Annotated in this window: 33 protein-coding genes; 2 read left to right on the top strand and 31 right to left on the bottom strand. The window is 53.1% G+C overall.

The features are described from left to right. The 4 genes from CFX1CAM_RS02795 to CFX1CAM_RS02780 all read right to left on the bottom strand — a co-directional run bounded on the left by CFX1CAM_RS02795 (window position 1) and on the right by CFX1CAM_RS02780 (window position 3,515). Window positions 1-279 (bottom strand): hypothetical protein, encoded by a 279-nt coding sequence (locus tag CFX1CAM_RS02795; protein ID WP_087861555.1) that lies wholly within the window; start codon window positions 277-279, stop codon window positions 1-3. Further along, on the bottom strand, window positions 272-637 hold the full coding sequence (locus tag CFX1CAM_RS02790; RefSeq protein ID WP_087861554.1) for a hypothetical protein: 366 nt from the start codon (window positions 635-637) through the stop codon (window positions 272-274). The genes CFX1CAM_RS02795 and CFX1CAM_RS02790 overlap by 8 nt, the downstream gene beginning before the upstream one ends. Before the next feature lie 526 nt (window positions 638-1,163). Continuing rightward, window positions 1,164-2,858 (bottom strand): M20 family peptidase, encoded by a 1,695-nt coding sequence (locus CFX1CAM_RS02785; RefSeq protein WP_087861553.1) that lies wholly within the window; start codon window positions 2,856-2,858, stop codon window positions 1,164-1,166. A gap of 156 nt (window positions 2,859-3,014) precedes the next feature. Next, window positions 3,015-3,515 carry a hypothetical protein gene (locus CFX1CAM_RS02780; RefSeq protein WP_087861552.1) on the bottom strand — a complete coding sequence of 167 codons (501 nt, stop codon included), beginning with the start codon at window positions 3,513-3,515 and terminating at the stop codon, window positions 3,015-3,017. A 127-nt stretch (window positions 3,516-3,642) separates the two neighbouring features. Between CFX1CAM_RS02780 and CFX1CAM_RS02775 the strand changes: the two genes are divergently transcribed. Further along, entirely contained in the window at window positions 3,643-4,449 is an 807-nt protein-coding gene (locus CFX1CAM_RS02775; protein ID WP_087861551.1) for a DUF4261 domain-containing protein, read from the top strand. Here CFX1CAM_RS02775 and CFX1CAM_RS02770 read toward each other — a convergent pair. Further along, window positions 4,446-4,955, bottom strand: coding sequence for a protein-tyrosine phosphatase family protein (locus CFX1CAM_RS02770; protein ID WP_157891656.1), 510 nt, complete (start codon window positions 4,953-4,955; stop codon window positions 4,446-4,448). The two genes, CFX1CAM_RS02775 and CFX1CAM_RS02770, sit on opposite strands and share 4 nt — an antisense overlap. A 214-nt stretch (window positions 4,956-5,169) precedes the next feature. Here CFX1CAM_RS02770 and CFX1CAM_RS02765 point away from each other — a divergent pair, with 214 nt between their 5' ends. After that, the gene (locus tag CFX1CAM_RS02765; protein WP_087861549.1) at window positions 5,170-5,364 is read left to right on the top strand and encodes a ferredoxin; all 195 of its coding nucleotides are present in this window, start codon (window positions 5,170-5,172) and stop codon (window positions 5,362-5,364) included. Between the two features lie 312 nt (window positions 5,365-5,676). On the opposite strand, the gene CFX1CAM_RS02760 is transcribed toward CFX1CAM_RS02765, so the two are convergent. From CFX1CAM_RS02760 to rplX, 26 genes are all read right to left on the bottom strand, one after another. Then, on the bottom strand, window positions 5,677-6,081 hold the full coding sequence (locus tag CFX1CAM_RS02760) for a helix-turn-helix transcriptional regulator (protein ID WP_087861548.1): 405 nt from the start codon (window positions 6,079-6,081) through the stop codon (window positions 5,677-5,679). Window positions 6,082-6,182: 101 nt separating this feature from the next. Continuing rightward, window positions 6,183-7,400, bottom strand: coding sequence for an MDR family MFS transporter (locus CFX1CAM_RS02755; RefSeq protein WP_087861547.1), 1,218 nt, complete (start codon window positions 7,398-7,400; stop codon window positions 6,183-6,185). Between the two features lie 260 nt (window positions 7,401-7,660). After that, window positions 7,661-9,115: a YfcC family protein gene (locus CFX1CAM_RS02750; RefSeq protein WP_087861546.1), complete on the bottom strand. Its 1,455-nt coding sequence runs from the start codon at window positions 9,113-9,115 to the stop codon at window positions 7,661-7,663. 367 nt (window positions 9,116-9,482) lie between these two features. Then, window positions 9,483-11,081, bottom strand: a complete 1,599-nt coding sequence (gene murJ / locus CFX1CAM_RS02745; protein ID WP_087861545.1) for a murein biosynthesis integral membrane protein MurJ — start codon at window positions 11,079-11,081, stop codon at window positions 9,483-9,485. Further along, a complete protein-coding gene (gene mazG, locus CFX1CAM_RS02740) occupies window positions 11,078-12,571 on the bottom strand; it encodes a nucleoside triphosphate pyrophosphohydrolase (protein ID WP_087861544.1) in 1,494 nt (497 codons plus the stop codon). The genes murJ and mazG overlap by 4 nt, the downstream gene beginning before the upstream one ends. Window positions 12,572-12,748: 177 nt before the next feature. Further along, entirely contained in the window at window positions 12,749-13,144 is a 396-nt protein-coding gene (gene rpsI, locus CFX1CAM_RS02735) for a 30S ribosomal protein S9 (RefSeq protein ID WP_087861543.1), read from the bottom strand. A gap of 17 nt (window positions 13,145-13,161) precedes the next feature. Then, window positions 13,162-13,602 (bottom strand): 50S ribosomal protein L13, encoded by a 441-nt coding sequence (rplM, locus tag CFX1CAM_RS02730; RefSeq protein ID WP_087863214.1) that lies wholly within the window; start codon window positions 13,600-13,602, stop codon window positions 13,162-13,164. A gap of 58 nt (window positions 13,603-13,660) precedes the next feature. Further along, on the bottom strand, window positions 13,661-14,398 hold the full coding sequence (truA, locus tag CFX1CAM_RS02725; protein WP_087861542.1) for a tRNA pseudouridine(38-40) synthase TruA: 738 nt from the start codon (window positions 14,396-14,398) through the stop codon (window positions 13,661-13,663). Window positions 14,399-14,423: 25 nt separating this feature from the next. Beyond that, on the bottom strand, window positions 14,424-14,807 hold the full coding sequence (gene rplQ, locus CFX1CAM_RS02720; RefSeq protein ID WP_087861541.1) for a 50S ribosomal protein L17: 384 nt from the start codon (window positions 14,805-14,807) through the stop codon (window positions 14,424-14,426). Between the two features lie 4 nt (window positions 14,808-14,811). Beyond that, the gene (locus CFX1CAM_RS02715; RefSeq protein WP_173745453.1) at window positions 14,812-15,777 is read right to left on the bottom strand and encodes a DNA-directed RNA polymerase subunit alpha; all 966 of its coding nucleotides are present in this window, start codon (window positions 15,775-15,777) and stop codon (window positions 14,812-14,814) included. A 57-nt stretch (window positions 15,778-15,834) separates the two neighbouring features. Then, the gene (gene rpsD / locus CFX1CAM_RS02710) at window positions 15,835-16,470 is read right to left on the bottom strand and encodes a 30S ribosomal protein S4 (RefSeq protein ID WP_087861539.1); all 636 of its coding nucleotides are present in this window, start codon (window positions 16,468-16,470) and stop codon (window positions 15,835-15,837) included. 28 nt (window positions 16,471-16,498) lie between these two features. Continuing rightward, the gene (gene rpsK, locus CFX1CAM_RS02705) at window positions 16,499-16,903 is read right to left on the bottom strand and encodes a 30S ribosomal protein S11 (protein WP_087861538.1); all 405 of its coding nucleotides are present in this window, start codon (window positions 16,901-16,903) and stop codon (window positions 16,499-16,501) included. Between the two features lie 112 nt (window positions 16,904-17,015). Beyond that, on the bottom strand, window positions 17,016-17,405 hold the full coding sequence (rpsM, locus tag CFX1CAM_RS02700; RefSeq protein ID WP_087861537.1) for a 30S ribosomal protein S13: 390 nt from the start codon (window positions 17,403-17,405) through the stop codon (window positions 17,016-17,018). Window positions 17,406-17,416: 11 nt separating this feature from the next. Further along, window positions 17,417-17,530: a 50S ribosomal protein L36 gene (gene rpmJ / locus CFX1CAM_RS02695; protein WP_087861536.1), complete on the bottom strand. Its 114-nt coding sequence runs from the start codon at window positions 17,528-17,530 to the stop codon at window positions 17,417-17,419. A gap of 60 nt (window positions 17,531-17,590) precedes the next feature. Further along, window positions 17,591-18,373 (bottom strand): type I methionyl aminopeptidase, encoded by a 783-nt coding sequence (map, locus tag CFX1CAM_RS02690; protein ID WP_087861535.1) that lies wholly within the window; start codon window positions 18,371-18,373, stop codon window positions 17,591-17,593. Window position 18,374: 1 nt separating this feature from the next. Next, complete coding sequence (locus CFX1CAM_RS02685; RefSeq protein WP_087861534.1) at window positions 18,375-19,031, bottom strand: adenylate kinase; 657 nt, start codon at window positions 19,029-19,031, stop codon at window positions 18,375-18,377. Window positions 19,032-19,045: 14 nt separating this feature from the next. Continuing rightward, a complete protein-coding gene (gene secY, locus CFX1CAM_RS02680) occupies window positions 19,046-20,380 on the bottom strand; it encodes a preprotein translocase subunit SecY (protein WP_087861533.1) in 1,335 nt (444 codons plus the stop codon). A 34-nt stretch (window positions 20,381-20,414) separates the two neighbouring features. After that, on the bottom strand, window positions 20,415-20,870 hold the full coding sequence (rplO, locus tag CFX1CAM_RS02675; RefSeq protein WP_087861532.1) for a 50S ribosomal protein L15: 456 nt from the start codon (window positions 20,868-20,870) through the stop codon (window positions 20,415-20,417). 12 nt (window positions 20,871-20,882) lie between these two features. Continuing rightward, window positions 20,883-21,077, bottom strand: a complete 195-nt coding sequence (rpmD, locus tag CFX1CAM_RS02670; RefSeq protein ID WP_087861531.1) for a 50S ribosomal protein L30 — start codon at window positions 21,075-21,077, stop codon at window positions 20,883-20,885. A gap of 2 nt (window positions 21,078-21,079) precedes the next feature. Next, on the bottom strand, window positions 21,080-21,592 hold the full coding sequence (gene rpsE, locus CFX1CAM_RS02665; protein WP_087861530.1) for a 30S ribosomal protein S5: 513 nt from the start codon (window positions 21,590-21,592) through the stop codon (window positions 21,080-21,082). 13 nt (window positions 21,593-21,605) lie between these two features. Continuing rightward, window positions 21,606-21,971: a 50S ribosomal protein L18 gene (gene rplR, locus CFX1CAM_RS02660; protein WP_087861529.1), complete on the bottom strand. Its 366-nt coding sequence runs from the start codon at window positions 21,969-21,971 to the stop codon at window positions 21,606-21,608. Between the two features lie 18 nt (window positions 21,972-21,989). Further along, window positions 21,990-22,535, bottom strand: coding sequence for a 50S ribosomal protein L6 (gene rplF / locus CFX1CAM_RS02655; protein ID WP_087861528.1), 546 nt, complete (start codon window positions 22,533-22,535; stop codon window positions 21,990-21,992). A 27-nt stretch (window positions 22,536-22,562) separates the two neighbouring features. Continuing rightward, the gene (gene rpsH / locus CFX1CAM_RS02650; RefSeq protein ID WP_087861527.1) at window positions 22,563-22,976 is read right to left on the bottom strand and encodes a 30S ribosomal protein S8; all 414 of its coding nucleotides are present in this window, start codon (window positions 22,974-22,976) and stop codon (window positions 22,563-22,565) included. A gap of 19 nt (window positions 22,977-22,995) precedes the next feature. After that, a complete protein-coding gene (locus CFX1CAM_RS02645) occupies window positions 22,996-23,178 on the bottom strand; it encodes a type Z 30S ribosomal protein S14 (RefSeq protein ID WP_087861526.1) in 183 nt (60 codons plus the stop codon). Between the two features lies 1 nt (window position 23,179). Next, the gene (gene rplE, locus CFX1CAM_RS02640; protein WP_087861525.1) at window positions 23,180-23,722 is read right to left on the bottom strand and encodes a 50S ribosomal protein L5; all 543 of its coding nucleotides are present in this window, start codon (window positions 23,720-23,722) and stop codon (window positions 23,180-23,182) included. 20 nt (window positions 23,723-23,742) lie between these two features. Continuing rightward, window positions 23,743-24,069 carry a 50S ribosomal protein L24 gene (gene rplX / locus CFX1CAM_RS02635; RefSeq protein WP_087861524.1) on the bottom strand — a complete coding sequence of 109 codons (327 nt, stop codon included), beginning with the start codon at window positions 24,067-24,069 and terminating at the stop codon, window positions 23,743-23,745. Window positions 24,070-24,089 lie beyond the last annotated feature (20 nt).

Below are 24,089 nucleotides of genomic sequence, written 5' to 3'. Positions count from 1 at the left end.
CTAACCTCCTAAAAAAGCCTTGATCAACGCCACCAGCGACATCAAGCCCGAGCTGCCCGATGCCAGCCCGGAAAAGAGTTTGAACTGCGTCACGCCCTCGGTGGCTGCCCGCAGGCGCATCTCATGGTCGCGCATGCCCTCCTCCAGCAGCGTCAGACGTTGGTGGAACAAATCGGTCTGGTACACCACCTTTGCCTCCAGCGATTGAATCTGCGCCGAGAGCAAGTCGGTGGCGTGCTTCATTTGCTCGGTCAACAAGGCATACAGCCTGTCATCCATGCGACCCCCGCTCTCCGGCGGTGGCGCCGCGCAGCTCTTCCAGGACGGCAGCCATGCTGCGGGTCAGCGCATCGCCCAAATCATCCGTCCCACCCGCCTGCAATTCCCGCTCTGCCTGGATCACCCGCGCCAGGCGGGTGACGCTCAATCCCAAAACCCGCAGCGCCTCCGCCAGGGCTTTGCTGTCATCAGCCTCCTGGCTGACGCGTTCAAAAAAGCGCCGCATCACCGTGCGCAGCATGCCGATCTCACCGCGCAGGGAATCGCCCAGGGCGCGGTCCAGGTCAGCCAGTTCGGCGCGGGTAAAGTGGCCGCTGTAAAAGTCAGACGGGTCGCCAGCTTGTGCTTTTCTCGTCATCAGGTAAAAAAACCTCCAGGTCTAAAAGATCTTCCGGTTGGAAGAGAACGGTCCGGGCGCCTCGCAAAGCGCTATAAAGGGGAAGGGTCAGGGCTTAGATCACCCGGGCCGTTCAAAAATAGAACATTTGTTCTGTTATGGTGATATGATAGCAGGAATCAGGGGGGATTTCAATCCGTCAAAAGCGGCGAGTTTTAGGGGAATTCTTGCCGCTTGCGGCAAAAAACGGCGAAACACTCGCCGTCGGGGGATGGTTTACGCAGGAATTTATGCTTGCGTTATTAATTTGGAACTGGGATTTTTCAAAGCGAAACGCTGGTCATCATGGGTATAGCTTTGTTGTCATTGCGAGGGAGTGTGGCAACCAAATCTATCTCTTTGGCAGCCACCCTCCCTGAGGGCTTGGATGGGTCTACTCTGCTGGGCAGGCGGTATTTCATCAACCACTACCCCCTGTTGAGATTGCTTCGCTTCGCTCGCAATGACCGTACCCGCTATACTGCGATTCCAATAACAAAACTCGGGGTTACGCCGGTTCCTCCGCGCTGGAATCGTCACCGTTATCCTCAATATCGGCTTCATCTTCCTCGCCAAACGCCATGGTCTCTTCTAACGTTGGAATCGGGATGTCTTCATCATCCTCCCACGCCATGGAATCGACAATCAATTCCTGGACGTCCTCATCGTCTGCATCAGCCACGCTGCCCCCGGCGTCCAGCTCACCGGGCAGTGTCGCCATCTCCTGGATATAAGCCGTGTAAAAACAGACCATTTTTGCGCAATTTTCAAACGACAGGCGCTCGTTGACGGCGTGCACACTCTGCACACTGGCTCGGTCAAGGACAACCGGTGAAAACCGGAATGCGTTATCGGTCACCGAAGCATAATGGCGAGAATCGGTGCCGCCAATCACCAGGAAGGGCGCCGTCAGCGCACCCGGGAAGACCTCCCGCGCCAGCCGTGATAACCGCAGAAAATACGGCGATTCAACATCAGCTACCGGGGATGGGTCCCATCCCGAAGAGCCGGCGAGGACTTCGCCAGCATAGGGCAGTACGCTCACCCGCTTATCGTTGATGCGCTCCAGCACCATTTTGTATACACTCGCCAGGTCATCTCCGGGCAGCAGGCGAAAGTTAACCACAGCCTCAGCCTTTGACGGCAAAACATTATCCTTGACGCCGGCATGGATAATGGTCGGCGCGGTGGTAGTGCGGATGCTGGCATTCATCAGGTTCGACCGCGACAGCTCCTTTTTCAGGCGCCCGCCAAACAGCCAGGTGTTGGCAAAAGCCATGCGCTGGAAAAAGGGCAGCACAGACCCGATATAGCTCATCAAAAATTCAACCACCTCCAGGCGCGCCGGCATCGGTTGCGCTTCCAGCCTGGCGATGGCTTGCGAAAGAATGCCGATCGCGGTCGGTGTAGCAGGCATCGAAGAATGTCCGCCGTCCTGGGTCACGCTCAGGCGCAGGCTCAGGTATCCCTTTTCCGAGATGCCGATCATCGCCAGCAGCGCGTCAACCCCCGGCAAAAGCCCTTCATAAACCGAACCGCCTTCATCCAGCAAACAACCCAGCGTCACCCCGCGTTCTTCAAGCAGGGCGGCAATCGCAACCGCGCCGTTCTTGCCGCTGACTTCCTCATCATGCCCAAAGCCCAGGTAAACGGTGCGTTCCGGTTCAAAGCCCTGCTTCAGCAGGTATTCCACGGCTTCCAAAATGCCGATCACACCGCTTTTAATGTCCAGCGTGCCCCGTCCCCACACATAGCCGTCAGCCAGCTCGCCACTGAAGGGCGGGTGCTCCCAGGCGGGATCGTCCTCATCAGCCGGAACCACATCCAAGTGCGAAATCAGCATAATCGGCTGCAGATCGGGTTTGCTCCCCTTCCAGGTGTACAGCAAGCTGAGGTTATTGACCGTCTCCAATTTAAGGTGTGTGTGAACCAGCGGGTAAAGCGTCTTAAACAGGCGATGAAGCCCATAGAAGGCATTTTCATCAATTTTTTTCGGGTCATCATAGGAAATCGTGCGGTACTGCACCGCCAAACCCAGGCGTTCAGCGATCGATTTGCCGTCAAAATAAGGAAAATCGCGCGGCTTAACCTTCTTTTGCGGAGGGGAATACAGCGCCGTCTTTAAAATAACAAAGCCAACCAGGAAAAACAACACCACGACTAGCCCAATCGCCGCAGAGATTAACAGGGTTATCAAGTTCATCGTGTGCTCCTTTCAGTTTATATGGTGATAATCGAGGATAATCGATCCAGGTGATACCAACAGGCGTTCAGCACGCTGATCAAATCCTAAGAAAAGATTGGTTTTCAGGCATGTCAGGCGCTTGATGATGGTCATTATATCATCAGGATGGATTTTTCAATGAATAAATTTTTGCAGATTTTCTAAAGCCGCCTGGCTTTCAAGCGCCCGTCCGGGAATGAACACGATCACCTGCTCATCGTCCTGGAAGACCAGGATGAAATCGTTCCCGCTGTTGAAGGTCCGGGTTAAATTTTCCCAGGGAAGATTAACGCTTTGGTCGCCGATTGTCATCATCAAGTACGATTCAAAAAAGTTCAACCGGCGTGTTAAACGCAGGTGCGATTCGCTCTCATAAGCCTTATTGAGTTGCCTGGGAACCAGAAAACCAACGTACAGCAGGTAAGTCAGGCCAGCCGCCAGTAGAAAGGGCGCCAGGCCCCGTAAGGTCTCAGCGGCAAGCCCGGGAAAGATCAGCGCTACCCCGGAGGCAAGCATAATGAAGGCGACCATCGCAGCCAGGGCAACAAACCCGGGCGACTTTCGCGAAATGATGCGCGCCGCCCGTACATAATCCCGTTTTTCAGGCGTGTATTCAATGCTGAAAATTGATTCCATTAGTTACTCCAATCTCAGCCCAATTCTACCATTTTGCGCCCTTTCTGTCAGTTAGCAGACCGATTGGATTTGAAATTAGCCCGGTTTATGAGATAATCAAACCACACCCATCACCAGGAAGCACGCCATGACCTCAATCCAGGCTTACCCACCCACCAAACGCCCCGAACTGCATCTGATCTACGCATCCGATCAACTGCCCATTCCCGACGAGGCGGCGTTACAGCGCTGTCTGGACGCTGAGGGCGCCTGCAACCTCACCTGGGTTCAACAAGACCCCAGCAAGAGCATCGGTCGGGCAAGCCTGGATGGTCACGAGCTTTTGATCGCAGGTCTGCCAATCCCCCTGCCCCCTGAAGTGATCGATCACACCGTGATGGTTTCGCCCTGGCAGGCGCAGACCAAAGCCGCCATGCGCCAGCATCGCGCCCATATCAGCCTGGTTTATCACCGGGGGCATCACGACCCCATCGAGGCGATGATCGCCATCTATCGCCTGGCATGCGCCTTTGCCAATGAAGACCTCCTAGGCATCGTCAACACCAATGCCTGGACCGCCCATCCCCCGGCAGACTTCTTGAAGCCCGCCAGCATCGCCAGCTTCCGCGAGTCAATCCCCTACAACCTGTGGTTCGGCTATGTGCGTTTCTTCACCGATGACCCGGGTTACTGGCTGGTGACCAAAGGTCACCACATCTTCGATGTCCCCGACCTGGCTTATTACGTCCAACCCGCCGAAAGTTCGGATGACATCATCCGCTTATTCATCAACGTGTTTCATTATCTATACGAAGAGGATGTGTTTGTCACCGCAGGGGATACCCTCGAGGTTGGCACATCGGGACAGCAATTGAAGTTCGCAGAGGTCACCGAATGGGAGGAGGTGCTGATGGGACCCTCCGGAACCCTGGTTATCGAGAAAAACGAAGCTTAGTTTGCCTCCCAGGAAAAATCCAGCACGAACCGGTACTGCAAGTCACCTTCAACTGCTTCCGGGATAAATTGCCGCAGCCAGGCGACGGCATCCTCGCCCGAAATGCCGAAGACGGTCTTCGCCAGGCAGGCTGCCAGGATGCCCGTCCTCCCAACGCCCGCATGGCAGTGAATCGCGATCGTCCGCCCCGCTTCAGCCGCAGCCAGGGTCGCTTTAAGCGCCAATTTCAAAACCTCGGGTTGGAAGACGTTAAAATCTGGCGCTGGCGCGTGGATCACATCATATCCAAGCTGCCGATAATGCCCCAGCAGGTCCTGCCCCAACAGGCGTTGCAATTCCTCCGTCTCATTGAGCACCACGACAGTGTCCACCCCGTGCCGCTCATAAGCCGGTAAAACCCGCCCCCGCGGGTCAAACAAAGGGCTGAAGGGCAGCGGACTGCGGTACACAGTCCCTGCCAGTCCATAGGGAAGTCGGGTTAAACCGGAAAACAGCAATGATCGCATCAAACCTTCTTTCCAATCGCCAAAAAGCAGCAATCCGGTTTAAAAACCGGAAATATGTCAGTCATTATACGTTAAGAATCACTGGCAATAAATAATCCATGTGGTATAATTCCGCTGGATTTAATCCAAGTGTACCTTTGGGCACTGGAAGATCGCCTACCAGTCGGATCTTCCCCTGTCCAACTTAGACCAAATAATGATTAGGAGATGACTGATGAGAGTTAGAGTTGATGAAGATCTGTGCTTAGGCTGTGGTATTTGCGAAGGTCTGGCTCCCGAAGTTTTCAGCTTAGCCAATGAGCCCTTCGCCGAGGTCCTGCTTGACCCGATCCCGGAAGAGTATGAAGAGGTTGTGCGGGAAGCCGTGGAAGAATGCCCGGAAGAAGCCATCATTATCATTGAAGAGTAGTTACACAACGAACCAACGCTCAAACCGGAGGCTGTTTGAAAAAAGCAGCCTCTTTGGTTTTAATGTGGTGAATGGTGAGTGGTGAATGGTGAATAGTGAATGGTGAGTGGTGACCCAGCCTGAATCGTGTTTTCAGAGAAAATTAGGGAACAGGAAGCAGGAATCAGGAAGCAGGATTTGGACATGAGTGAATGGTTGTCCTGTGGTTAATTTCCATTCTAAGCTCTAAGCACTAAGTTCCAAGCTCTAAACTCCAAGCTCTAAGTTCTAAGTTCTATCGGCTACTCAGCTTTCATCGCACAGCGAGTGAGATCATATCTCTGGCCGGAATAACCCCAAAGCCACGGCGCGAGCGACCAACTGCTGGATATTTTGCGCATCCAGCCGCACCTTCATGCTGGCCACATAACCGCGCACCGTACGTGGACGCAAGCCCAACTTCAGCGCGATCTCAGCCGTGGTCAGACCGTCACCCAGCAACACCAGCACCTGGTATTCGCGACGGCTGAGTTTGGGTAGATCTTCCGTCTGCAGCGATGCACTGTTCGTCACGACCACCACTGCACCCTGCTGCCGGGCATAGAGCGGACCCGGCTCGCCAGGCAGGTAAGCCTCCCAATCGCCACGATTGATCGCGTGGACAATGCGTTCAGCCGGCGCGTCCACCTCCAAAACACCGAAGGCGTCCGGTGTTTTAAAGATCAAAACTCTTGTCATATCAACATCCTTCCGAGCAGCATGCACAACAGCTCAATGGTAATTAGAACATATGTTCTAATTTTAATCAATTAACGGATCATTTGTCAAGGGGTTAAAGCTTAAGAAATCGCAGCCTCTTTGCTGACCTGGTATTTCTTCAACCGGCGGAAAGCCAGCACAGCCAGCAAGCCGATCACCGCGCCGAATGTCCAGGGCGCCCTCGGGCCGATCCGATCGCTGACCAGGCCGCCCAACACCGGGCTGATCCCTGCTGCCACATTCCAGGTCAGGCCGTACAGGCTCATATAGCGCCCGCGCTTATCGACCGGCGCCAGGTTTGCGGCATATGCGCTGGAGCGCGGCACCACCACCAGTTCCCCCACGGTCATAATCACCATGGCCAGCCAGAATCCCAAAAAGCGGTTCGAAAGCACAATGGTCAACGGCGCAAAAACATAAAAGACGGTGCCCCAGGTCATCACCTGCACATCGGGATATTTCTTCATCATCCGCGTCACCAGCACCTGGAAGAAGACCACCATCAGGGCATTGGTTGTTGGCAGCCAGCCATACACTTGTTCGCTGATGCCATATTGCGTCTTTAAATAGACCGAGAAGAGCACCCAAATCATCGATGCGGTCATGTGCAGCAGGGTGAACGCGCCCACCAGTCCCATAAACGGCCGGTCCTGTAGAGCCGTCCAGTAGCCGCGCAGTTGACCCAGCAAGTTAGATTTTTCCGTCGCAACCCCTTCAGGCAGCGTTTCGCGGGCGAAGAACAGCAGCGCCAGCCCGTAAGCGATCAATCCCGCGCCTGCGCCATACATCCCAAATCGATACGAGCGGGCAAGAACAAACCCGCCCAGCGCCGGCCCTGCCGCCACACCAACATTGTGCGCCATGCGGAGCAGGGCATAGGCATCGGCGCGTTTTTCCATGGGAATCATGTCTGCCAGCATGGCATCTGTGCCCACATTGTATAAGGGTCCAAACATCCCACTGGACCCCAGGATGAGTGCAAACGCGGCGTAGGTATTGGCGCGACTGAGCAGAAAATACCCCATGCCTGCACCAAACAAACCGACCACCATCGCCCACTTGCGCCCCACCCGGTCGATCACCGGCCCCGCCAGGATTGCTGAAACCATCCCCGTACCGGCGTTGATCGTCATCAGGCTGGCTACCGTTGCCAGGGGCAGCGACAGGGTTTCACTGGCATAGATCATCAAAAACGGCCAGATCATCGTTGTCCCGATGGTGGAAAACATCATCCCAAAAAACATCAACCAGAATTGCCGGGGGGTATCAGCGAAATCGCTGCGTAGACGAGTCAACATGCGGGTTATTATAACTGCATTTGGCAGCAGGCATTAAAACTCGTTATTGACAAGATAGAAAAAAGAAAATGACGATAATTGATTCGTTCCAAGTTCTAAGCTCTAAACTCTAAACCCTTCATTCTAAGGTCTAAGTTCTAAGCTCTACGTTCTAAGTTCTAAGCTCTACGTTCTAAGTTCTAAGTCCTACGCTCTAAGCTCTACGTTCTAAGTTCTACCAGCTACGCAGTCCTTAACGCACAGCAAGTGGGATCAGCAGGTCAAAACGGCCCATAATTGAAAGCCACCGCCAGCGCCAGAAAGATCACCGTCAGTGGAAAAACAATCGCCCACAGCCGCAGCACCCACTTGAGCCATTTATTATAGGGTATCACCGTCAGGCTGAGCACAATCAGCAGCAGGGCATTGGTCGGGTAAACCATGTTCGAGAAGCCGTCTCCAAAGGCATACGCGGTCACTGCAATCTGCCGGTTGACACCCACCAGGTCAGCCAGCGGCATGATCAACGGGATCACCATCAGCGCCTTGGCTGAACCCGAGCTGACAAACAGCTCCAGCACCAACGTCACCGCGTAGATCAACAACGCTGAAACCAGGGGGCTCGTGCCTGAAAAACGCCCGGAGGCAACATACAACATGGTGTCCAGAATACCGCCAGAAGAGATGATCAGCTTGATACTGGCAGCCATCATCAACAGTGGGATGGCGGGCGCGATGCCCAGAAATCCCTCCCAGGCTGCCTTCCAGCCGCCCTTGCCAATCCCGGCGATCAAGCCTGCCCCCACGCCGCCCACCAGGAATAACAACCCCGAAAGCGGCATCGCGAGGGCGTTCAGCCCTTCGATCCACGAGAATAACATCACCAGCACCAGAACCAGCCCAAAGCAAGCCGCCATGAAAATTGCTGCCCGCTTCAAGCGCGGATCATCCCGGTCCGCCACCAGGTCTTGATCTGCAGTGAGCCGCGGTTTTTCCTCGCGGTCCTCGAGGAATACCGGCGACCGGCGGGGATCCGCAGCCACCTTTTTTGCATGTCGGGTCAGAAATAGCGCCAAAAGCGCATATACAGCGAAAAACAAAACCACGCGCGGCGCCCAACCCGAGAACAAGGGCAGCCCAGCCAGTTGCTGCGCAATCCCGATCGTAAAGAAGTTAAACACCGCCATCGAAAAGCCCACATTTGTTGCCAGAGCCGACATTCCCAGCCCGGTGAGCGAATCCCAGCCCAGGGAATACGCCAGCACGATCATAATCGGCACCAGGGGCACCACCTCCTCCAGCAAGCCAAAAAACCCGCCCAGAGCCATGAAGAAAAAAGTCAGCACAAGCAGCAGGGTGTATTTTTTCTCGCCAAAGCGCCGCACGATCGCCGCCAAGGCGAAACTGAGAATGCCGCTACGCTCCATCACGGCGAAGGCTACACCCACCAGCAGGATGAAGACGATCACGCCCGCAATGGTGACCCCATCGGCAGAGAAGAACACCTCAACCGGGGCGGTGAACCAGCGCCAGACGGGTAGCCCAGGGTGGTCGGTGTAACTGAAGGAGTCCGGGGCAATCACCATGCCGCGGCCGGGTTCTTCAACCCTTACATACTGCCCCGAGGGGATCACCCAGGTGAGGATCCCGGAAAGCATCATGAGAGCAAAGATAATCAACAGCGCCTGAAAAAAGGCTTTGGTACTGATTTGTACACCGGATTTCGATTCAGCCATGGGATTAATTCTCCTTGTTGCGGAATAAGCTTGGAGTATGTATAGAATTATAACGATAAATTGAAAAATGAATTGTTGGGAATGGTCTCCTGTAGAGGACGAGGAATTGGTTATGAAATTTAAAGAAGGATTGAGTCTTTCTGAATTAAGCCTTAAATTTTCAAGGACACAGAGCGCAATTCGATCTCGTTTAGTAAAACTTGGGACATATTTTCCTGTTTAAAGTGTATTCTGAATCTCATCAAAAAATAACTTATGTATTCGTTATTAATAATAACACTCTATGTAATTCTTATTTGATTTTTTCAGGGTTTATATTTGCAAAGCACTTATTGTGCCCGTCCCCGGTCACCCGTCTTCCGTCCGTCTATTTGCTTTTCTTTATCCTTTGCATCACCGCCCTCGCCATCCCCCTCAGTTCAGGCACCTTTGTCACCCACATCAACCCCACATAAACCATCACCCCCATCCCCAGCGCGCCAAACAGCTCCACAACGAGCGACCCTCCACCGACCATGGCGCGCCAACCCAGCACAGCCGCAGCCATCAAAGCCGTTCCCGCCGCGCTGACGCCCACGCCGCGCCATACATAACCCCCCTCCAACCCGTCCAGCTTCCTGCGGATCAAAACCACCAGGGCAATCGACTCCAACCCGGTCGCTACCGAGTTGGCCAACGCCAACCCGCCATGCGGCATCCATCCGATTTGCGCAAACCAGGCCGAAAATCCCAGGCTGAGACCGATATTCAAACCCATGGCGATGACCCCCACGGTGACCGGGGTGCGCGTATCATGCAGGGCATAAAAAGCCCGTGAGAGAATCTCCACCAGCGCATGCCCGACCAGCCCAACGGCGTACCACAACAACGCCCACGCCACCATCTCCGTCGAGCGGGCGGAGAACTCACCCCGCTGATACAAAAGCTGCACCAGCGGATAGCGCAGCAGGATCAAACCGACCGACGCCGGCAGCGAGAGCAGGATGATCGCCCGCAGCGTGGAAGCCAGCGAGCGGCGCATCTCGTCGATACTTCCCAGCGCCACCTGGGCAGAAAAGGTCGGCAACGAGGCGATTGCCGCGGATTGCGCCACAGCCATTTGCGGCATCAGCATCAGGCTGAAAGCCAAAACAACTGCCGAAACGCTCCCCTCCGGCTGTCCCAATGCGATGATCGTGTTGACGATAAAGTTCATCTGAACAATAGCCACCCCCAGCAAGCGCGGCCCCATCAACCGGAACACCTCCAACACGGCGCGGTTCTTTAAACCTAAATAGGCATGGAATGCCCGCCCCGGCAGCCGCCACAAAGCAGGGATTTTGATCAGCAGATGCAGCAGGGCGCCCAATACCACGCCGATCGCCAGGCGCTGAATGCCCCAGGCTTCTGGCAGGAACAGCGTTCCAGCAATCATCCCCAGGGAATACAATGCCGGCGCCAGCGAGGGGATCAGGAAGTTCTGGTGGGCGTTCAGGATGCTCATTACCAGCCCGCTGATGCCAAACAGGATCACCGAGGGCAGCATAATACGGAAGAGCTGCACGGTCAGCGCCTCTTGCACCGGGTCCGACTCTGGCACCAGCAAAAACAGCCCGTCGGACATCATCTGCGGCGCGAAGATCCACGCCAAAACACTGATAATGACCAGAATCAGGAACACCAGGTTGATGACACCCGATGCCAGCCGCCAGGCGCCTTCCCGGTCTTCTTTAGCCAGGAAGCCCGTGAACATGGGGATAAAAGCCGAGCCCAAAGCCCCCCCAGCCACCAGATTGAACAGCAATTCCACAATGCGGTTGGCTGCATTGAAGGAATCGAATTCCAACGAGGTGCCAAAGGCGCGCGTGATCACCATTCCCCGCACCAATCCGACCAGGTTGCATATCACAAAAGCTGCCATCACCGTGCCGGTAGCTCGGGCGATTTGCTGGTTGGCGCTCGATGAGGTTCTGGTCGGTGCGTTCATACTGCCGCCTGTTCCTGTCCAGCGCCCAGCGTCTGGTTCCAGCGCCGGCTAAGCTCTTCTGTTGAAAGGTCGATCAATTTCTCCCCGGTCGCCAGCGCCTCTGCTTCCATCATCCCGAACCGATCTCTAAAGCGATTCAGAGCTTCCCGCAGGGCAGATTCTGCGTCAATGCCAAAGCGATGCGCCAGGCTGGTCAGCCCCAGCAAAAGTTCACCAAATATCGTCTGTTTTGCCTTTGCTTGCGACGCTTCTAACGCTTCCAGCCCCTCCCGGATGGTGTCCAACTCACCCAGGGAAGACAAGCCCTGGAAGCCCACCCGGCTGACTCTTTCAATGATGTGCTCAGCCTGTAAGAGTGCCGGAAGCGCGGTCGGAACACCATCGAGGATGCCGCTTTTCTCGCCAACCTCATGCGCCTGGCGTTCCTCGGCTTTGATTTCTTCCCAACTGCGGATCACGCCCTGCACTCCGTCTACAGCCCTACCCGAAAATACGTGAGGATGCCGCCGGATCAACTTGTTCGCGATGCCTTCAATTACATGATGGATATTGAAATGACCTTGTTCCTCAGCAATCTGAGCATGAAGCAAGATTTGCAGCAACAAATCGCCCAACTCCTCCTCCAGGTCGACCATATCCTCTCGGTCCAGCGCGTCCAGAGTTTCGTAAGCCTCCTCCAGCAAAAAGGGTCGCAGGGTCAGGTGCGTTTGCTCACGGTCCCAGGGACAGCCATCGGGCGCCCGCAATCGAGCAATCACCTCCTGGAAAGCCTCAAAGGAAGCCTGCGGTGAGAGCGGCGGAACGTATAACGAGCTGAGCAGCCGGATATGCGGGCTTTTGTCAATTTCATGCAGGGGAAGTTCTTCCACGATCTCAGCATCGGTTCCCGCGCCGTGTACAAGAAACACCGGGTGCTCATCCGGGTAAGCTGTCATCAAGGTCAGCTTGACCGCAGCAGCTACATCTCGGTCATAGATTTGCGCGATCAAAGCCGGCGATGAGGGCGGAAAACCCGGCGTCTGGCGCATGGCGATCTCAAGTGCGTCTGCCAGGCTTGTGTTGGGAAAAGGATCCACCCCCAGGGCACGCCAGGTCGGCTCTAAAAAGCTCAAGCCGTCAATCACCTGCACGGGGATGCCAACCTGATTTGCCCGCCGGGCGATTTCAGGGCAAGTTGCCTCAGCCACGAACGGGTGCCCGGGCACGCCGTAAGTCACCCTCGTGTTCATCCCCAGGTGAAGAATTTTCTCAACAATTGCTTCATAAACGGATTCAAAATCATCGTAGCGCTCGTAAAACGGGTCAAAGCTCTCGATGACCAGATGTGCCGGCAGGTGAGAGACGCTGGGATGATGTGCCGTACGCAGATACAGGATGTCAATTCCCTCCAGCCAAGACCAGGTTCTGCGCGTCAGGGAAGCCGGGTCGCCCGGACCCAATCCCAGCAAGGTAATGCCTGTTCGAAACCCTTTGCCCTCATTATTTGTCATTTTTCTTCTCAATTCAGTTTTTTAACCCATAGAGACGTTTTGTTAAAACGTCTCTATGCACAGTATCAGTCTTATTTTGTGTGTGTTTGGTCGAATCAGGCTGAACTGCAGGCTTTTCCCCAACAGCCAGGCTCTGAAACCAAATCAACACGGCATCCAGTCCACAGGCTGGAGCGATTAACGCTTGGTGTAGGTGGGTGCCTTGCGAGCTCGTTTGAGGCCGGGTTTCTTGCGTTCCTTTACGCGTGGATCACGCGTCAGGTAGCCGCTTTGGCGTAAGGGCGAGCGCAATTCCTCGTCCATTTTTACCAGAGCGCGGGCTAAACCTAATTTGACAGCGTCTCGCTGACCGGTCACGCCGCCGCCCTGCACCAGGACGCTAACATCGTATTTATTTTTTGCATAGTTCGCAACCGCGAACGCATTGACGATTTCCAATGCGTCGCCCATGCGGGTAAAAAACGCCTCGATTTCCTTACCGTTGACGGTAAACACGCCGGAGCCAGCCATCACGCGTACACGCGCAGAACTCTGTTTTCGCCGACCAACACCTTCGTAATAGCGATTATCCATACAGTCGATCTCTCCTCTTAATCAATCAATTCGGGTTGTTGTGCATAGTGCGGATGCTTCGGCCCTGCATAAACATGCAGGTTCTTATACTGCCTGCGACCCAATTTATTCTTGGGAATCATCCCCCAAACGGCCTTCTCGATCACCCTTTCGGGAAACTTTTCGAACTGGCGTTTCAGGTTGATTTCTTTAATACCTCCGGGATAACCCGAGTGGTGATAATACACCTTACTCTCCAGGCGGGTGGGGAAAACCTCCACCTTTTCAGCGTTGATCACCACCACATTGGCGCCCATCAGAACACCGGGCGTGTAATCCGGGCGATGTTTTCCCAACAATAACTGGGCTATCCTTGTCGCCAGGCGGCCCAGGTTTTGCCCTTCGGCATCCACCAACAACCACTCTCGCTCAACTTGACCTTTAGGTACATATGTTTTATTCACAATCAAACTCTCCATCATTCAAAGATGCCATCCTCAGGGAATACCTGACAGATGAAATCCACATTTTTCCTTGCTAATATCCAACGGCTTCCAGCACCAGGCCCGCGGACGGAGCCAGCCCTGTCAGCGCCAACTCGCCACGGGTTAAGCCTTCAGCAACCACACGGGTCGGCGCCTGGTTCTGTCCAACAGTCACCAGGACAAACACGATCCGTCGCACCATGTGGAACAAAAAGGCATTGGCAGTAATGTCGAAATAAAATTCGTCACCGTCACCCGACCAGGTCGCTTGAAACACTTCGCGAATGGTCACGCCATCCTCGGTCATTGGACTGCCAAAAGCCCTGAAATCATGCGAACCGACCAGGTCTGCCGCAGCGGCGTTCATCCGATCAACCTGCACCCCGGGCCAAACCCGCCAGGCAAAGTCTGCTCTCAAGGGATCTCGCACGGGTTGACAGTAGATCCGGTAGCGGTAATGGCGCCATTTGGCATCAAAACGGGGATGGAAATCCGCTGGCGCCTCGCTGGCGAATTGAACCGCCATATCCTTGGGCAGGTAATGGTTCAGGGCGTTGCGCAGGTCTTCAGGCGAATGCTTCCAGTCTAAGTGGAAGCTGACCACCTGTCCCCTGGCGTGCACACCCGCATCCGTTCTTCCGGCAGCCAAAATCGTGCTGCCCTGCCAACCGAGCTTTTCCAACGCAGTTTCCAGTTCAGCCTGAACCGTCCGCGCTGCAGCCTGCCGCTGAAACCCGGCAAATGCTGTTCCGTTATAAGCAAGAATAATTTTGTAAAGTGCTGTACCCATCCGGTGTCATATATTTCCGGGTGGATTAATCTTCAACCAGTTCTATGACCGCCATCTCAGCGCCATCGCTCAGGCGAGGTCCCAGTTTTAATATCCGGGTATACCCGCCATTCCGGCTGACATAGCGCGGTCCAATATCATCAAATAATTTCTGAACAATCGGGCGGCTTCCGTTTCCTAATTCCGCTGACGCTTTACGCCGGGCATTAATACCGACGATTTCATCTGCATTTTGAGCGTTGCGCGCCAGGGTAATTAATTTTTCCGCGTGCGGCTGAATCGATTTTGCCTTGGGCAGCGTGGTTTTGATGCGCCCGTGCTCAAAAAGCTGCCTGATCATCGTTCGTCGCATCGCCGTGCGATGTCCACTGCTGCGATTAAGCCGAAAGCCTTTGACTTTATGTCGCATAATTCTAATTCTCCGTTATTTCTTCCTTTTCTTCTTTGAGGAAGCCTTTCTCAATCATCTTTTCTTTCAATTCAACCAGACTCTTTTCGCCAAAGTTCCTGATGGAAAGGATCGCATCCTCGCCCTTGTTTAGCAATTCCAGTACGTCCCCAACATGGGTAATCCCGGTGCGCTTGAGTGAGTTAAACACCCGTACCGTCAGGTCAAGGCTTTCAATAGGTATCTCAGCAATTTCGCTGTTGATCTTTAGAGTGGATTCGCGCCTTTCCGGAGGAGTGGTTACCAGCAATTCTTCGCTGATGCCTGCAATGTACCGCAGGTGATCAATCAAAATGCGCGATGATTGACTCAGGGCTTCTTCAGGCGCAATGCTCCCATCGGTCCAAATCTCAAGCTCAACGCTATCGTAATCCGTGCTCCGCCCAACTCGGGCTGAGCCCACCGTCCAGTTCACTTTGCTTACCGGTGAAAAAATCGCGTCCAACACCAACTCGCCGATGGGCAGGTTCCCGCTGCGTTCATTGCCCAGTGAGTATCCCCGTCCACGTTCTACGGTAATATCGATGTCGAACCTCGCCTGATTGCTGTCAACAGTGAACAGGTAAAGATCAGGGTTGATAATTTCAACCTCAGGAGGACAGATGATATCCGCTGAAGTGACCGTACCCTCGCCGTCGACTTCCAGGCGGAGATGAGATACGTCTGATCCGTACATTTTCATGCGCAACTGTTTGAACTGTAATATCAACTGGATTACATCTTCGCGCACACCTTCAATATCGCTGAATTCATGCATAACATCGGTGATGCGGATGGATGTAACCGCAACGCCCTCCAGCGATGACAGGAGGACTCGACGCAAAGCGTTGCCGATCGTCGCTCCAAAGCCACGTTCTAACGGACTGATTAAGAATTTGCCATAATTACGCGCTTCAGCGATCCGTTCAACTTTTGGTTTTACCATACTCATTATTCCAGTCACCTCGTTCCCCTTATCCGTGCATCCTATGCACTACCATTTCCAGCGCTACCGTGAGTAATACTCAACAATCAGCTGTTCATTCAAATTGCCGTCAATTTCAGCCCGTTCCGGCAGACGGATGACCCGACCAGAAAGATTCTCCAGATTCGCCTCAATCCAAGCAGGCGCGTTGCGAACCGGATCTGACTGACGCAAAACTTTAAAAAATTCAGTTTGTTTAGAAGCTTCCCGAACAGCAAACCTGTCGCCTGGTTTAAGGTTCGTAGATGGGATGTCGTTTCGGCGGTCATTAAGTATAAAATGACCGTGACTGATCATTTGACGCGCATGGCTGCGGCTCTCGGCAAAACCTGCACGAAAGACGATGTTGTCAAAACGGGTCTCTAAAATTTGAAGCAAGTTCAATCCCGTCAAACCAGGGCGGCGGCGTGCTTCATTGAAATTGCGTCTGAATTGTCGTTCAAGCACACCATAAATGCGCTTTCCCTTTTGCTTGGCGCGTAATTGTCTTGAGTAGTCCGATTGACGACCTGCATGCCCACTCATGCGGCCATGTTCCCCTGGGGGATAGGTTCGTCGTTCCATTGCACACTGGGGCGAAAAGCAACGCGCTCCTTTTAAGAATAATTTCTCGCCTTCTCGCCGGCACAATTTGCATGCCGGTCCTGTATATCTTGCCATTGATTCCTCTCTTTTTAATAAATCTTGCTTAGACGCGGCGTCTCTTGGGCGGACGGCAGCCGTTGTGGGGAACCGGTGTCACATCTTCAATCGATCGGACCGTGATTCCCAGGCTCTGCACGGCACGGATGGCAGCCTCTCGGCCCGGCCCTGGGCCCTTGACAATCAGGTCAACTTCCTGGATGCCAAAACCCTGTGCCGTTTTAATCACCTGTTCCGTTGCCATGCGTGCTGCAAAGGGCGTGCTTTTTCGTGAACCTTTAAAGCCCGCCGACCCAGCACTGCCCCAACACACCGTATTTCCAATTTGATCGGTTACCGTGATGATCGTGTTGTTAAAAGTTGCATGCACATGCACTTGTGCCGACGACATCTGGCGCTTAATTTTGCGTGCCCCTGTGACTCGCCGCGATCGTTGTGGTTTTTTTGCCATTTTACCTCACTCACTCAATCTTGATGGCCAACGCAAAGCCTGTCTTGCCGCGGGGGAAAAGAAGGAAGGAAAACCCCAAACAGACCAGCATAACAGCCGATTCAAACTCATCTTACTTCTTGCCAACACCTCTGCGACGGCCGCGTCCAGCAACCGTTTTCTTAGGACCCTTGCGGGTGCGGGCATTGGTCTTCGTGCGCTGCCCATGAACGGGCAAGCCGCGCCGGTGACGGTGGCCGCGGTAAGAGCCGATGTCCATCAAACGCTTGATATTCATCTGCACCTGGCGGCGCAAATCACCCTCGACCGTGTAATTTCCAGCGATATATTCACGCAGCTTGAAAACATCAGCTTCCGACAGGTCCTTAACACGAATGTCAGGATTAACACCGGTTGCTTCGAGAATTTCATTTGCCCGGGTTGGTCCAATTCCATAAATGTACCTTAGACCAATTTCAATGCGTTTTTCGCGGGGGAGGTCAACGCCTTCAATACGTGCCATTGTCTATTTCCTTATCCTTGTCGTTGTTTATGTTTCGGGTTTTCACAAATCACATACAAACGACCACTGCGCTTAACAATTTTGCATTTTGCACAGCGCTTCTTGATTGATGCTGATACTTTCATGTTCATACTCCTTCTAACTTGCTGCAAACTGCCAATTATACTTTCTATCGAGTCGTTCGTCTAGTTTTCATTCAAAAGCGTCAAAATCATCGGTCCATCTGCAGTGACCGCAACTGTATGTTCAAAATGCGCAGTTAGCGATCCATCCGCTGAGGCAACCGTCCATTGGTCGGCTTTGACCACCGTATCCGGTGTTCCAACCAGCACCATGGGTTCAAGCGCAATCGTCATACCTTCACGCAGACGAATTCCCCAGCCTGGTTTTCCATAATTGGGCACCTGGGGTCCTTCGTGCATTTTTCTTCCCACACCGTGCCCGGTATACATCCGGGTTACATGGTAACCCTGGTTTTCAACATAGGTTTGCACCGCAAAACCAATGTCGCCAATGGTGTTATTCGTCACCAGATTTGCGATAGCCAGCTTGAGCGCATGTTCAGTTGCCTTGATTAACCTCTGTGCGTCCGGGCTGATTTCACCCACTCCAACGGTAACGGCCATGTCGCCGACAAATCCCTGGTAAACCGTGCCGCAATCGATGCTGACAATATCGCCTTCTTCAAGCTTCCGATCGCCCGGAATGCCATGCACCAGTTCTTCATTCACACTGGTGCAAATGCTGGCGGGATAGGGGTAGGGTCCGGGATAATTCTTGAACGGCGAATAAACACCGTATTGCCGATGAACCGCCTCGAAGGCGGCATTCAATTCTGCCGTGGTCACCCCGGGTTCAATCAGGCTGACCGCAGCCTGAAGCGCTTCCGCATTAATGCGCCCTGCCTCGCGCATGATCTCGATTTCCTGCGGGGTTTTAATATTAATGGATTGCTCCCAGGAAATCATCTCAAGCCTCCTTAACAGCTTTCATCAGGTTTTCGGTCACACAATCAATCGCCTGAGTGCCGTCGATTTCAACCAGTAAGCCTTTTTTAAGGAAATAATCAATTAATGGGGCGGTCTGCTCGCGATAGACCTCGATCCTATGGCGAACCGTCTCCGGCTTGTCATCATCACGCTGGTAAAGCTCAGAGCCATCCACGTCATCGATCCATTTTACAGCGGGCGGGTTATAAAGCGCGTGGTAAACTCGACCAGAAGTGCTCATCCAGCGTCCGCTCAAGCGCTCAACCAGAACGTCGTCCGGTACCGCAATCAATGGGGCGACCTTTACACCCACGCCAAACTGAGAAAGAAGGTCTTGCAGCGACTCTGCCTGAGCAGGCGTGCGCGGAAAACCATCCAGTACGGCGCCCTGTTCACAATCCGGTTGCGCCAACCGCTCTTCCACCATCTTAATCGTCACATCATCCGGCACGAGCTCGCCTTTACTCATAAAACTTTGTGCCAGCTGACCTAATACAGTCTCATTTTTTAAATGTTCCCGAAACAGGTCACCGGTTGAGATGTGAACCAGGCCCAGCGCCTGGGCAAGTCTCTTTGCCTGGGTGCCTTTGCCGGCACCTGGCGGACCCAAAAGGACGATGAATAACGGCGTTTTCACAAGAACATTCCAGCCTAACTGATTAAACGGTCATCGTAGCCGTGCGACTTCAGGTCAGATTCAATTATCGAGAATGTATCTCTCACCACGCCGACCACAATCAACAAGCCTGAGGATGACACCAGGAAAATCTGCGTCGTTTGTAAATCCGGCGGCAACAATAAGCCCAGAGCAAAGGGCAGTGCCGCCACCACGCCGAGGAACAATGCTCCCGGCAGGGTGATCCTGCGTTGCACCCTGGTCAGATAACGCTGGGTTGGAGCACCACGCGCCACTCCCGGGATCTGTGCACCTTGCTTTTTCAGGTTTTCACCATAATTCTGTTGCGCAAATAAAATGTCAGTGTAGAAAAAGGTGAACAATACCACCATGATAAAGAACAAAATCGGGTAGATCACCCCTTGACCCCCGAGGACTTTTTGGATGCCCAGGGCAAGATTATGCACCCATTTTGTTTTAGAATTGACGAAAAAGCTGGCCAAAATCGTCGGAAAGGTCATGAGCGATTGCGCAAAGATAATCGGGATCATGCCGGCCATGTTGACCATTAAAGGTACCGTGCTCTTTACCGGCATGGACATCCTGCTGCCCACCCGGCGCCCGGGGAACATCACCGGTACGTGTCGGCGACCTTCCTGCACATAGACGATCGCATAAATCGTCACCACCAGCAACGTCACCACGATGAAGATCAACCACCACCACGTTGGGTCTGTAACTAACGTGACCAGGTTCCTCGGTAAACTCGAGACGATGCCCGAAAAAATGATCAGTGAAAGACCCTGACCTCGGATACCGAACTCAGAGATCAATTCACCCAGCCAAACGCCAAACATGGTGCCTGCGATCATCGAAAGCAGCGTTGCCAGTGTGGGAATCAGCACATCGCCTGAAAAGCCAAACCGGACAGCAACACTCTGACCGAGGATCGCATTAAAAATATTGATCTGACCAATGGCAGAAAGGACGGCCATGGGGATGGTCAGGATCATGGTCCATTTTTCCATCCAGGCACGCCCCTCGCGCGGATCATCTTGCATTTTTTTCTCAAGCGCTGGGATGATCGGGATTAACAATTGGAGAATAATTTGAGCGGTAATGTACGGGTACACGCCCATTGCCAAAACCGAAAAGTTCGATACAGCACCGCCGGAAAGCATGTCCAGCAGGTTGATCAAACCGCCCGCTGCTCCGCTGGTTCGCGTGAGCTGCGACACCAGCTCCCTGTCAATGCCAGGCACCGGCACGTTTGAGGCAAACCGGTAGATCGCCAGTAATGCCAGCGAAATGAGAAGTTTTCGCCGAATATCCTTTGATTTCCAAAGATAGCGCCAAGCTGACCGTTTCATAATCAGGTCTCCTTTAACAATCTGAGGCTAATAGTTACGCCTGGATCAAAATTACACTGCCGCCCGCGCTTTCGATTTTTTCCTTGGCGCTGGCAGATATTTTGTGAGCCTTAACAGTCAGGGCGACAGAAACTTCACCGCGCCCCAAAATCTTTACAGGGGTTCTTAGATCGTTAATAATGCCCGATTCCAGCAAGATCTCGGGTGTGATCTCCGTGTCGGCTGGAAAATCGCTCAGTTTTTCCAGGTTCACTTCGGCATAGCGCACACGATTGATCGAGCGAAAACCCACACCGCGCATAAAGGGCAACTTCCTGTAGTAAGGAAGGTTACCGCCCTGATGATACAGGCGGACACCGCCACTGGTGCGCGAGTTTTGGCCTTTCCGGCCGCGGCCGCTATTATTTCCATAGCCGGAACCCGTTCCACGGCCCTTCCGTTTGCGATCTTTGTGCGCGCCCTCATTTGGTTTTAAATCATGTAATTTCATAATAACAGTTCCTTACGCTTCTTGAACAACGACCAGGTGCGACACCTTGTCAAGCATGCCTCGTAAGACAACACTGTCCACGTGGGTCACAGTTTGATTGAGCCTCTTCAGACCCAAAACCCGCAAAGTTGCCTTTTGCCGTTTTGAATAGCCAATCGGGCTTTTTACCAGGGTGATTTCCAGTTGGGTTTGTTTTTTTCTAGCCATAATTAATCTCGCTCCCAAAAGGGTCTTGTTCGTTCTATGGGTAAACCGCGGTAAGCAGCCTGCTCCTTGGGGGATTTCAGTTGGTCCAACGCGTTGAAAGTGGCACGCACCACATTCAAAATATTACTGCTCCCGAGCGACTTGGTTAAAATATCGTGCACCCCCAGTGCTTCCAAAACAGCACGCACGCCACCACCAGCAATCACACCGGTACCAGGAGCGGCGGGTTTCAAAAGAACGCGTGCACCGCTTTGCTTGCCAATCACCTGGTGAGAAATCGATGTTCCGCTCAGGTTGATCCGGCGCATATCCTTACGGGCACGGTCGTTAGCCTTGCGAATGGCTTCGGGAACGGCATTGGCTTTTCCAATGCCCAAACCGACGCTGCCTGCATTATCTCCGATCACCATCACCACTCGGAAAGAAAACCGACGTCCACCTTTGACAACTTTTGCCACGCGTGTAATATCAATCACGCGCTCATCATACATACTTTCGGTTTGGTAGTCCGACATATACGCCTCTTTCTTAGAACTCCAGGCCGCCTTCGCGGGCAGCTTCGGCCAAAGCCTTCACACGGCCGATGTATTGATATCCACCACGATCAAAAACAACCTGCTTAATGCCAATTTTCTGCGCGCGAGCAGCAATCGCCTGACCTACTTTTTTCGCCTGCTCGATGTTTGTCAGACCGATCATTTCTGGGCGCAACTCCTGGTCGATGCTCGATGCACTGGCCAGGGTGTGACCGCGAAAATCGTCAATCACCTGCACATAGATCTCTTTCGAGCTGCGAAACACATTCATTCTCGGTCGCTCAGGGCTGCCGAAAATTTTCTTCCGTACGCGAAAGTGACGGCGTAATCGAGCTTCATTTCGTGTTTTTCTTGCCATAATATCTCACCTTCATCTTTATGAGGTCTTACCAGCCTTACCGGCTTTACGGCGAACTCGTTCATCCTGATAGCGAATACCTTTGCCTTTATAGGGCTCGGTGGGTCGCACTCTGCGGATATTCGCAGCAACCTGGCCGACAACTTGCTTGTCATAGCCGGAAACTTTAATCTGACGCGCCCGGGTATCCACCTCGAAGCTGATGCCCTCAGGTGGCTTCACAACCACAGAATGAGAATAACCCACATTCAAAACCAGGTTATCACCATCCATTTCAGCCCGATAGCCGACACCTTCGATCAGAAGAATGCGCTCAAAGCCCTGGCTGACCCCAACCACCATGTTGTTGAGCACTGCACGGCTGGTACCGTGCAAAGAGCGGTGGGTGGGTTGATCACTGGGACGTTCGACAACAATGATCCCATCTTCTTTTTTAATCACAATGTCCGGCGAAAAAGTCCATTCCAGTTCGCCCTTCGGGCCTTTGACTTTCACATAAGAGCCATCAATTTTAACTTCAACGCCTGCCGGAACCTCAATTGGTAATCGTCCTATTCGAGACACAGCTCGTACCTCCTCTAGCGCCAGGCGCTACCATACTTTACACAAAACCTCGCCGCCAACGCCCATTTTGCGCGCCCGGCGGTCTGTCATCACACCCTTCGGTGTGGATAAAATCGCGATACCGATCCCCGAAAGCACCCAGGGGATATCCGTCGACCGGGTGTAAACACGACGTCCAGGTCGGCTGACGCGCTCAAGACCGGAAATCAACGGGCGTCGATTGCGTCGTTCGTCGATATATTTCAACTGGATCCTCAACACTTTCTGGTGAGGCTTGTTTCCTTCAACCACCTGGAAACCTTCAATAAAGCCCTCTTCCAATAAAATCTGGGCGATTTCCACCTTGATCTTTGAACTGGGCATACTCACCATTGTCCCGTTGTTGATTGCAACATTACGGATCCGGGTCAGCATATCTGCAATTGGATCTGAAAAACTCATCGATACTTCCTCCGCCGATCTACCACGATGATTTGGTCACACCAGGAATTTTTCCCTGCAGGGCTAATTCCCGAAAACAAATACGGCATAAACCAAACTTACGAATATAACCTCTGGGTCGTCCACAGCGCCTGCAACGGTTCACGACCTGGTTAGAATATTTTCGCCGCGTCTCGCGATACATCATACATTTTTTAGCCATACTATCCTTTCCTGAACGGCATCCCTATTTTGGTTAATAACGCTCGAGCCTGATCATCAGTCTCTGCCGTGGTCACAATACTGACTTCCATGCCACGCAATATCCCTACGTCGTCATAGTTGATCTCGGGGAAGATCAGTTGTTCGTCGAGCCCCAGGGTGTAGTTCCCACGCCCATCAAAAGCGTCAGCAGAGATCCCACGAAAGTCACGTACTCGGGGAAGAGCGATATTGACCAGGCGATCCAAAAAAGCCCACATTCGGTCACCACGCAGGGTCACCTTTGCGCCGATTGTTCGACCTTCACGCAACTTGAAGTTCGCAATTGATTTCTTCGCCTTGGTGACAACCGGTTGTTGACCTGAAATGGTCGTCAGATCCCGCACAACTTCGTCCAGGGCTTTGGGGTTATCCAGGGCATCGCCAACGCCAACATTGATCACGATTTTTTTAATCGTGGGGACTTCCATGATATTACCGATGGACAACTCCTCTTGCAGTGCTGGAGCGATTTCTTCCTTATATATTTCTTTTAGTCTATTCATGACTTACTCCAAAGACCTTCTTATTTATCAATCGGTGTACCGGTGCGGGCTGAAATACGGATCACTTTTCCATCTTTTCGCTGAATGCGAACACGGGTGCCCTTACCGTCCTTAGGATCAACCAGCATCACATTGGAAATATGGATCGGTGCTTCAAACTCAACTTTGGCAGCAGGGATGGTCCTACCCCGTGATTGGGTTTGCGCTTGATGCTTGATCCGCAGGTTAACACCGTGGACAACCACACGCCCTTTTTCCGGGATCACCCGGATCACCTCACCGGTCTTCCCTTTATCTTTGCCGCTGATTACGATCACGCGGTCGCCTTTTCGTATCTTTACTTTCATTCTTACACTCCTGTCAACAT

This window comes from Brevefilum fermentans (genome assembly GCF_900184705.1).
In the GTDB taxonomy this organism is placed as follows: domain Bacteria; phylum Chloroflexota; class Anaerolineae; order Anaerolineales; family Anaerolineaceae; genus Brevifilum; species Brevifilum fermentans.
The sequence above is the reverse complement of the archived record's forward strand: the minus strand, read 5'-3'. Positions and strand labels throughout refer to the sequence as shown.

Coding starts and splice junctions, on each gene's coding strand:
- CFX1CAM_RS02785 (WP_087861553.1), bottom strand. CDS start 2,858: ATGAACTTGATAACCCTGTTAATCTCTGCGGCGATTGGGCTAGTCGTG.
- rplQ (WP_087861541.1), bottom strand. CDS start 14,807: ATGCGACATAAAGTCAAAGGCTTTCGGCTTAATCGCAGCAGTGGACAT.
- rpsK (WP_087861538.1), bottom strand. CDS start 16,903: ATGGCAAAAAAACCACAACGATCGCGGCGAGTCACAGGGGCACGCAAA.
- CFX1CAM_RS02760 (WP_087861548.1), bottom strand. CDS start 6,081: ATGACAAGAGTTTTGATCTTTAAAACACCGGACGCCTTCGGTGTTTTG.
- CFX1CAM_RS02790 (WP_087861554.1), bottom strand. CDS start 637: ATGACGAGAAAAGCACAAGCTGGCGACCCGTCTGACTTTTACAGCGGC.
- secY (WP_087861533.1), bottom strand. CDS start 20,380: ATGAAACGGTCAGCTTGGCGCTATCTTTGGAAATCAAAGGATATTCGG.
- truA (WP_087861542.1), bottom strand. CDS start 14,398: ATGGGTACAGCACTTTACAAAATTATTCTTGCTTATAACGGAACAGCA.
- rplR (WP_087861529.1), bottom strand. CDS start 21,971: ATGGCAAGAAAAACACGAAATGAAGCTCGATTACGCCGTCACTTTCGC.
- CFX1CAM_RS02645 (WP_087861526.1), bottom strand. CDS start 23,178: ATGGCTAAAAAATGTATGATGTATCGCGAGACGCGGCGAAAATATTCT.
- rplM (WP_087863214.1), bottom strand. CDS start 13,602: ATGGAGAGTTTGATTGTGAATAAAACATATGTACCTAAAGGTCAAGTT.
- rplE (WP_087861525.1), bottom strand. CDS start 23,722: ATGAATAGACTAAAAGAAATATATAAGGAAGAAATCGCTCCAGCACTG.
- rplO (WP_087861532.1), bottom strand. CDS start 20,870: ATGAAATTACATGATTTAAAACCAAATGAGGGCGCGCACAAAGATCGC.
- CFX1CAM_RS02750 (WP_087861546.1), bottom strand. CDS start 9,115: ATGGCTGAATCGAAATCCGGTGTACAAATCAGTACCAAAGCCTTTTTT.
- CFX1CAM_RS02765 (WP_087861549.1), top strand. CDS start 5,170: ATGAGAGTTAGAGTTGATGAAGATCTGTGCTTAGGCTGTGGTATTTGC.
- map (WP_087861535.1), bottom strand. CDS start 18,373: ATGATTTCCTGGGAGCAATCCATTAATATTAAAACCCCGCAGGAAATC.
- rpsH (WP_087861527.1), bottom strand. CDS start 22,976: ATGAGTTTTTCAGATCCAATTGCAGATATGCTGACCCGGATCCGTAAT.
- rpmJ (WP_087861536.1), bottom strand. CDS start 17,530: ATGAAAGTATCAGCATCAATCAAGAAGCGCTGTGCAAAATGCAAAATT.
- rplX (WP_087861524.1), bottom strand. CDS start 24,069: ATGAAAGTAAAGATACGAAAAGGCGACCGCGTGATCGTAATCAGCGGC.
- murJ (WP_087861545.1), bottom strand. CDS start 11,081: ATGAACGCACCGACCAGAACCTCATCGAGCGCCAACCAGCAAATCGCC.
- CFX1CAM_RS02780 (WP_087861552.1), bottom strand. CDS start 3,515: ATGGAATCAATTTTCAGCATTGAATACACGCCTGAAAAACGGGATTAT.
- CFX1CAM_RS02715 (WP_173745453.1), bottom strand. CDS start 15,777: ATGAGTATGGTAAAACCAAAAGTTGAACGGATCGCTGAAGCGCGTAAT.
- mazG (WP_087861544.1), bottom strand. CDS start 12,571: ATGACAAATAATGAGGGCAAAGGGTTTCGAACAGGCATTACCTTGCTG.
- CFX1CAM_RS02795 (WP_087861555.1), bottom strand. CDS start 279: ATGGATGACAGGCTGTATGCCTTGTTGACCGAGCAAATGAAGCACGCC.
- rpsD (WP_087861539.1), bottom strand. CDS start 16,470: ATGGCAAGATATACAGGACCGGCATGCAAATTGTGCCGGCGAGAAGGC.
- rpsI (WP_087861543.1), bottom strand. CDS start 13,144: ATGGATAATCGCTATTACGAAGGTGTTGGTCGGCGAAAACAGAGTTCT.
- rpmD (WP_087861531.1), bottom strand. CDS start 21,077: ATGGCTAGAAAAAAACAAACCCAACTGGAAATCACCCTGGTAAAAAGC.
- CFX1CAM_RS02775 (WP_087861551.1), top strand. CDS start 3,643: ATGACCTCAATCCAGGCTTACCCACCCACCAAACGCCCCGAACTGCAT.
- rpsM (WP_087861537.1), bottom strand. CDS start 17,405: ATGGCACGTATTGAAGGCGTTGACCTCCCCCGCGAAAAACGCATTGAA.
- CFX1CAM_RS02770 (WP_157891656.1), bottom strand. CDS start 4,955: ATGCGATCATTGCTGTTTTCCGGTTTAACCCGACTTCCCTATGGACTG.
- CFX1CAM_RS02755 (WP_087861547.1), bottom strand. CDS start 7,400: ATGTTGACTCGTCTACGCAGCGATTTCGCTGATACCCCCCGGCAATTC.
- rpsE (WP_087861530.1), bottom strand. CDS start 21,592: ATGTCGGACTACCAAACCGAAAGTATGTATGATGAGCGCGTGATTGAT.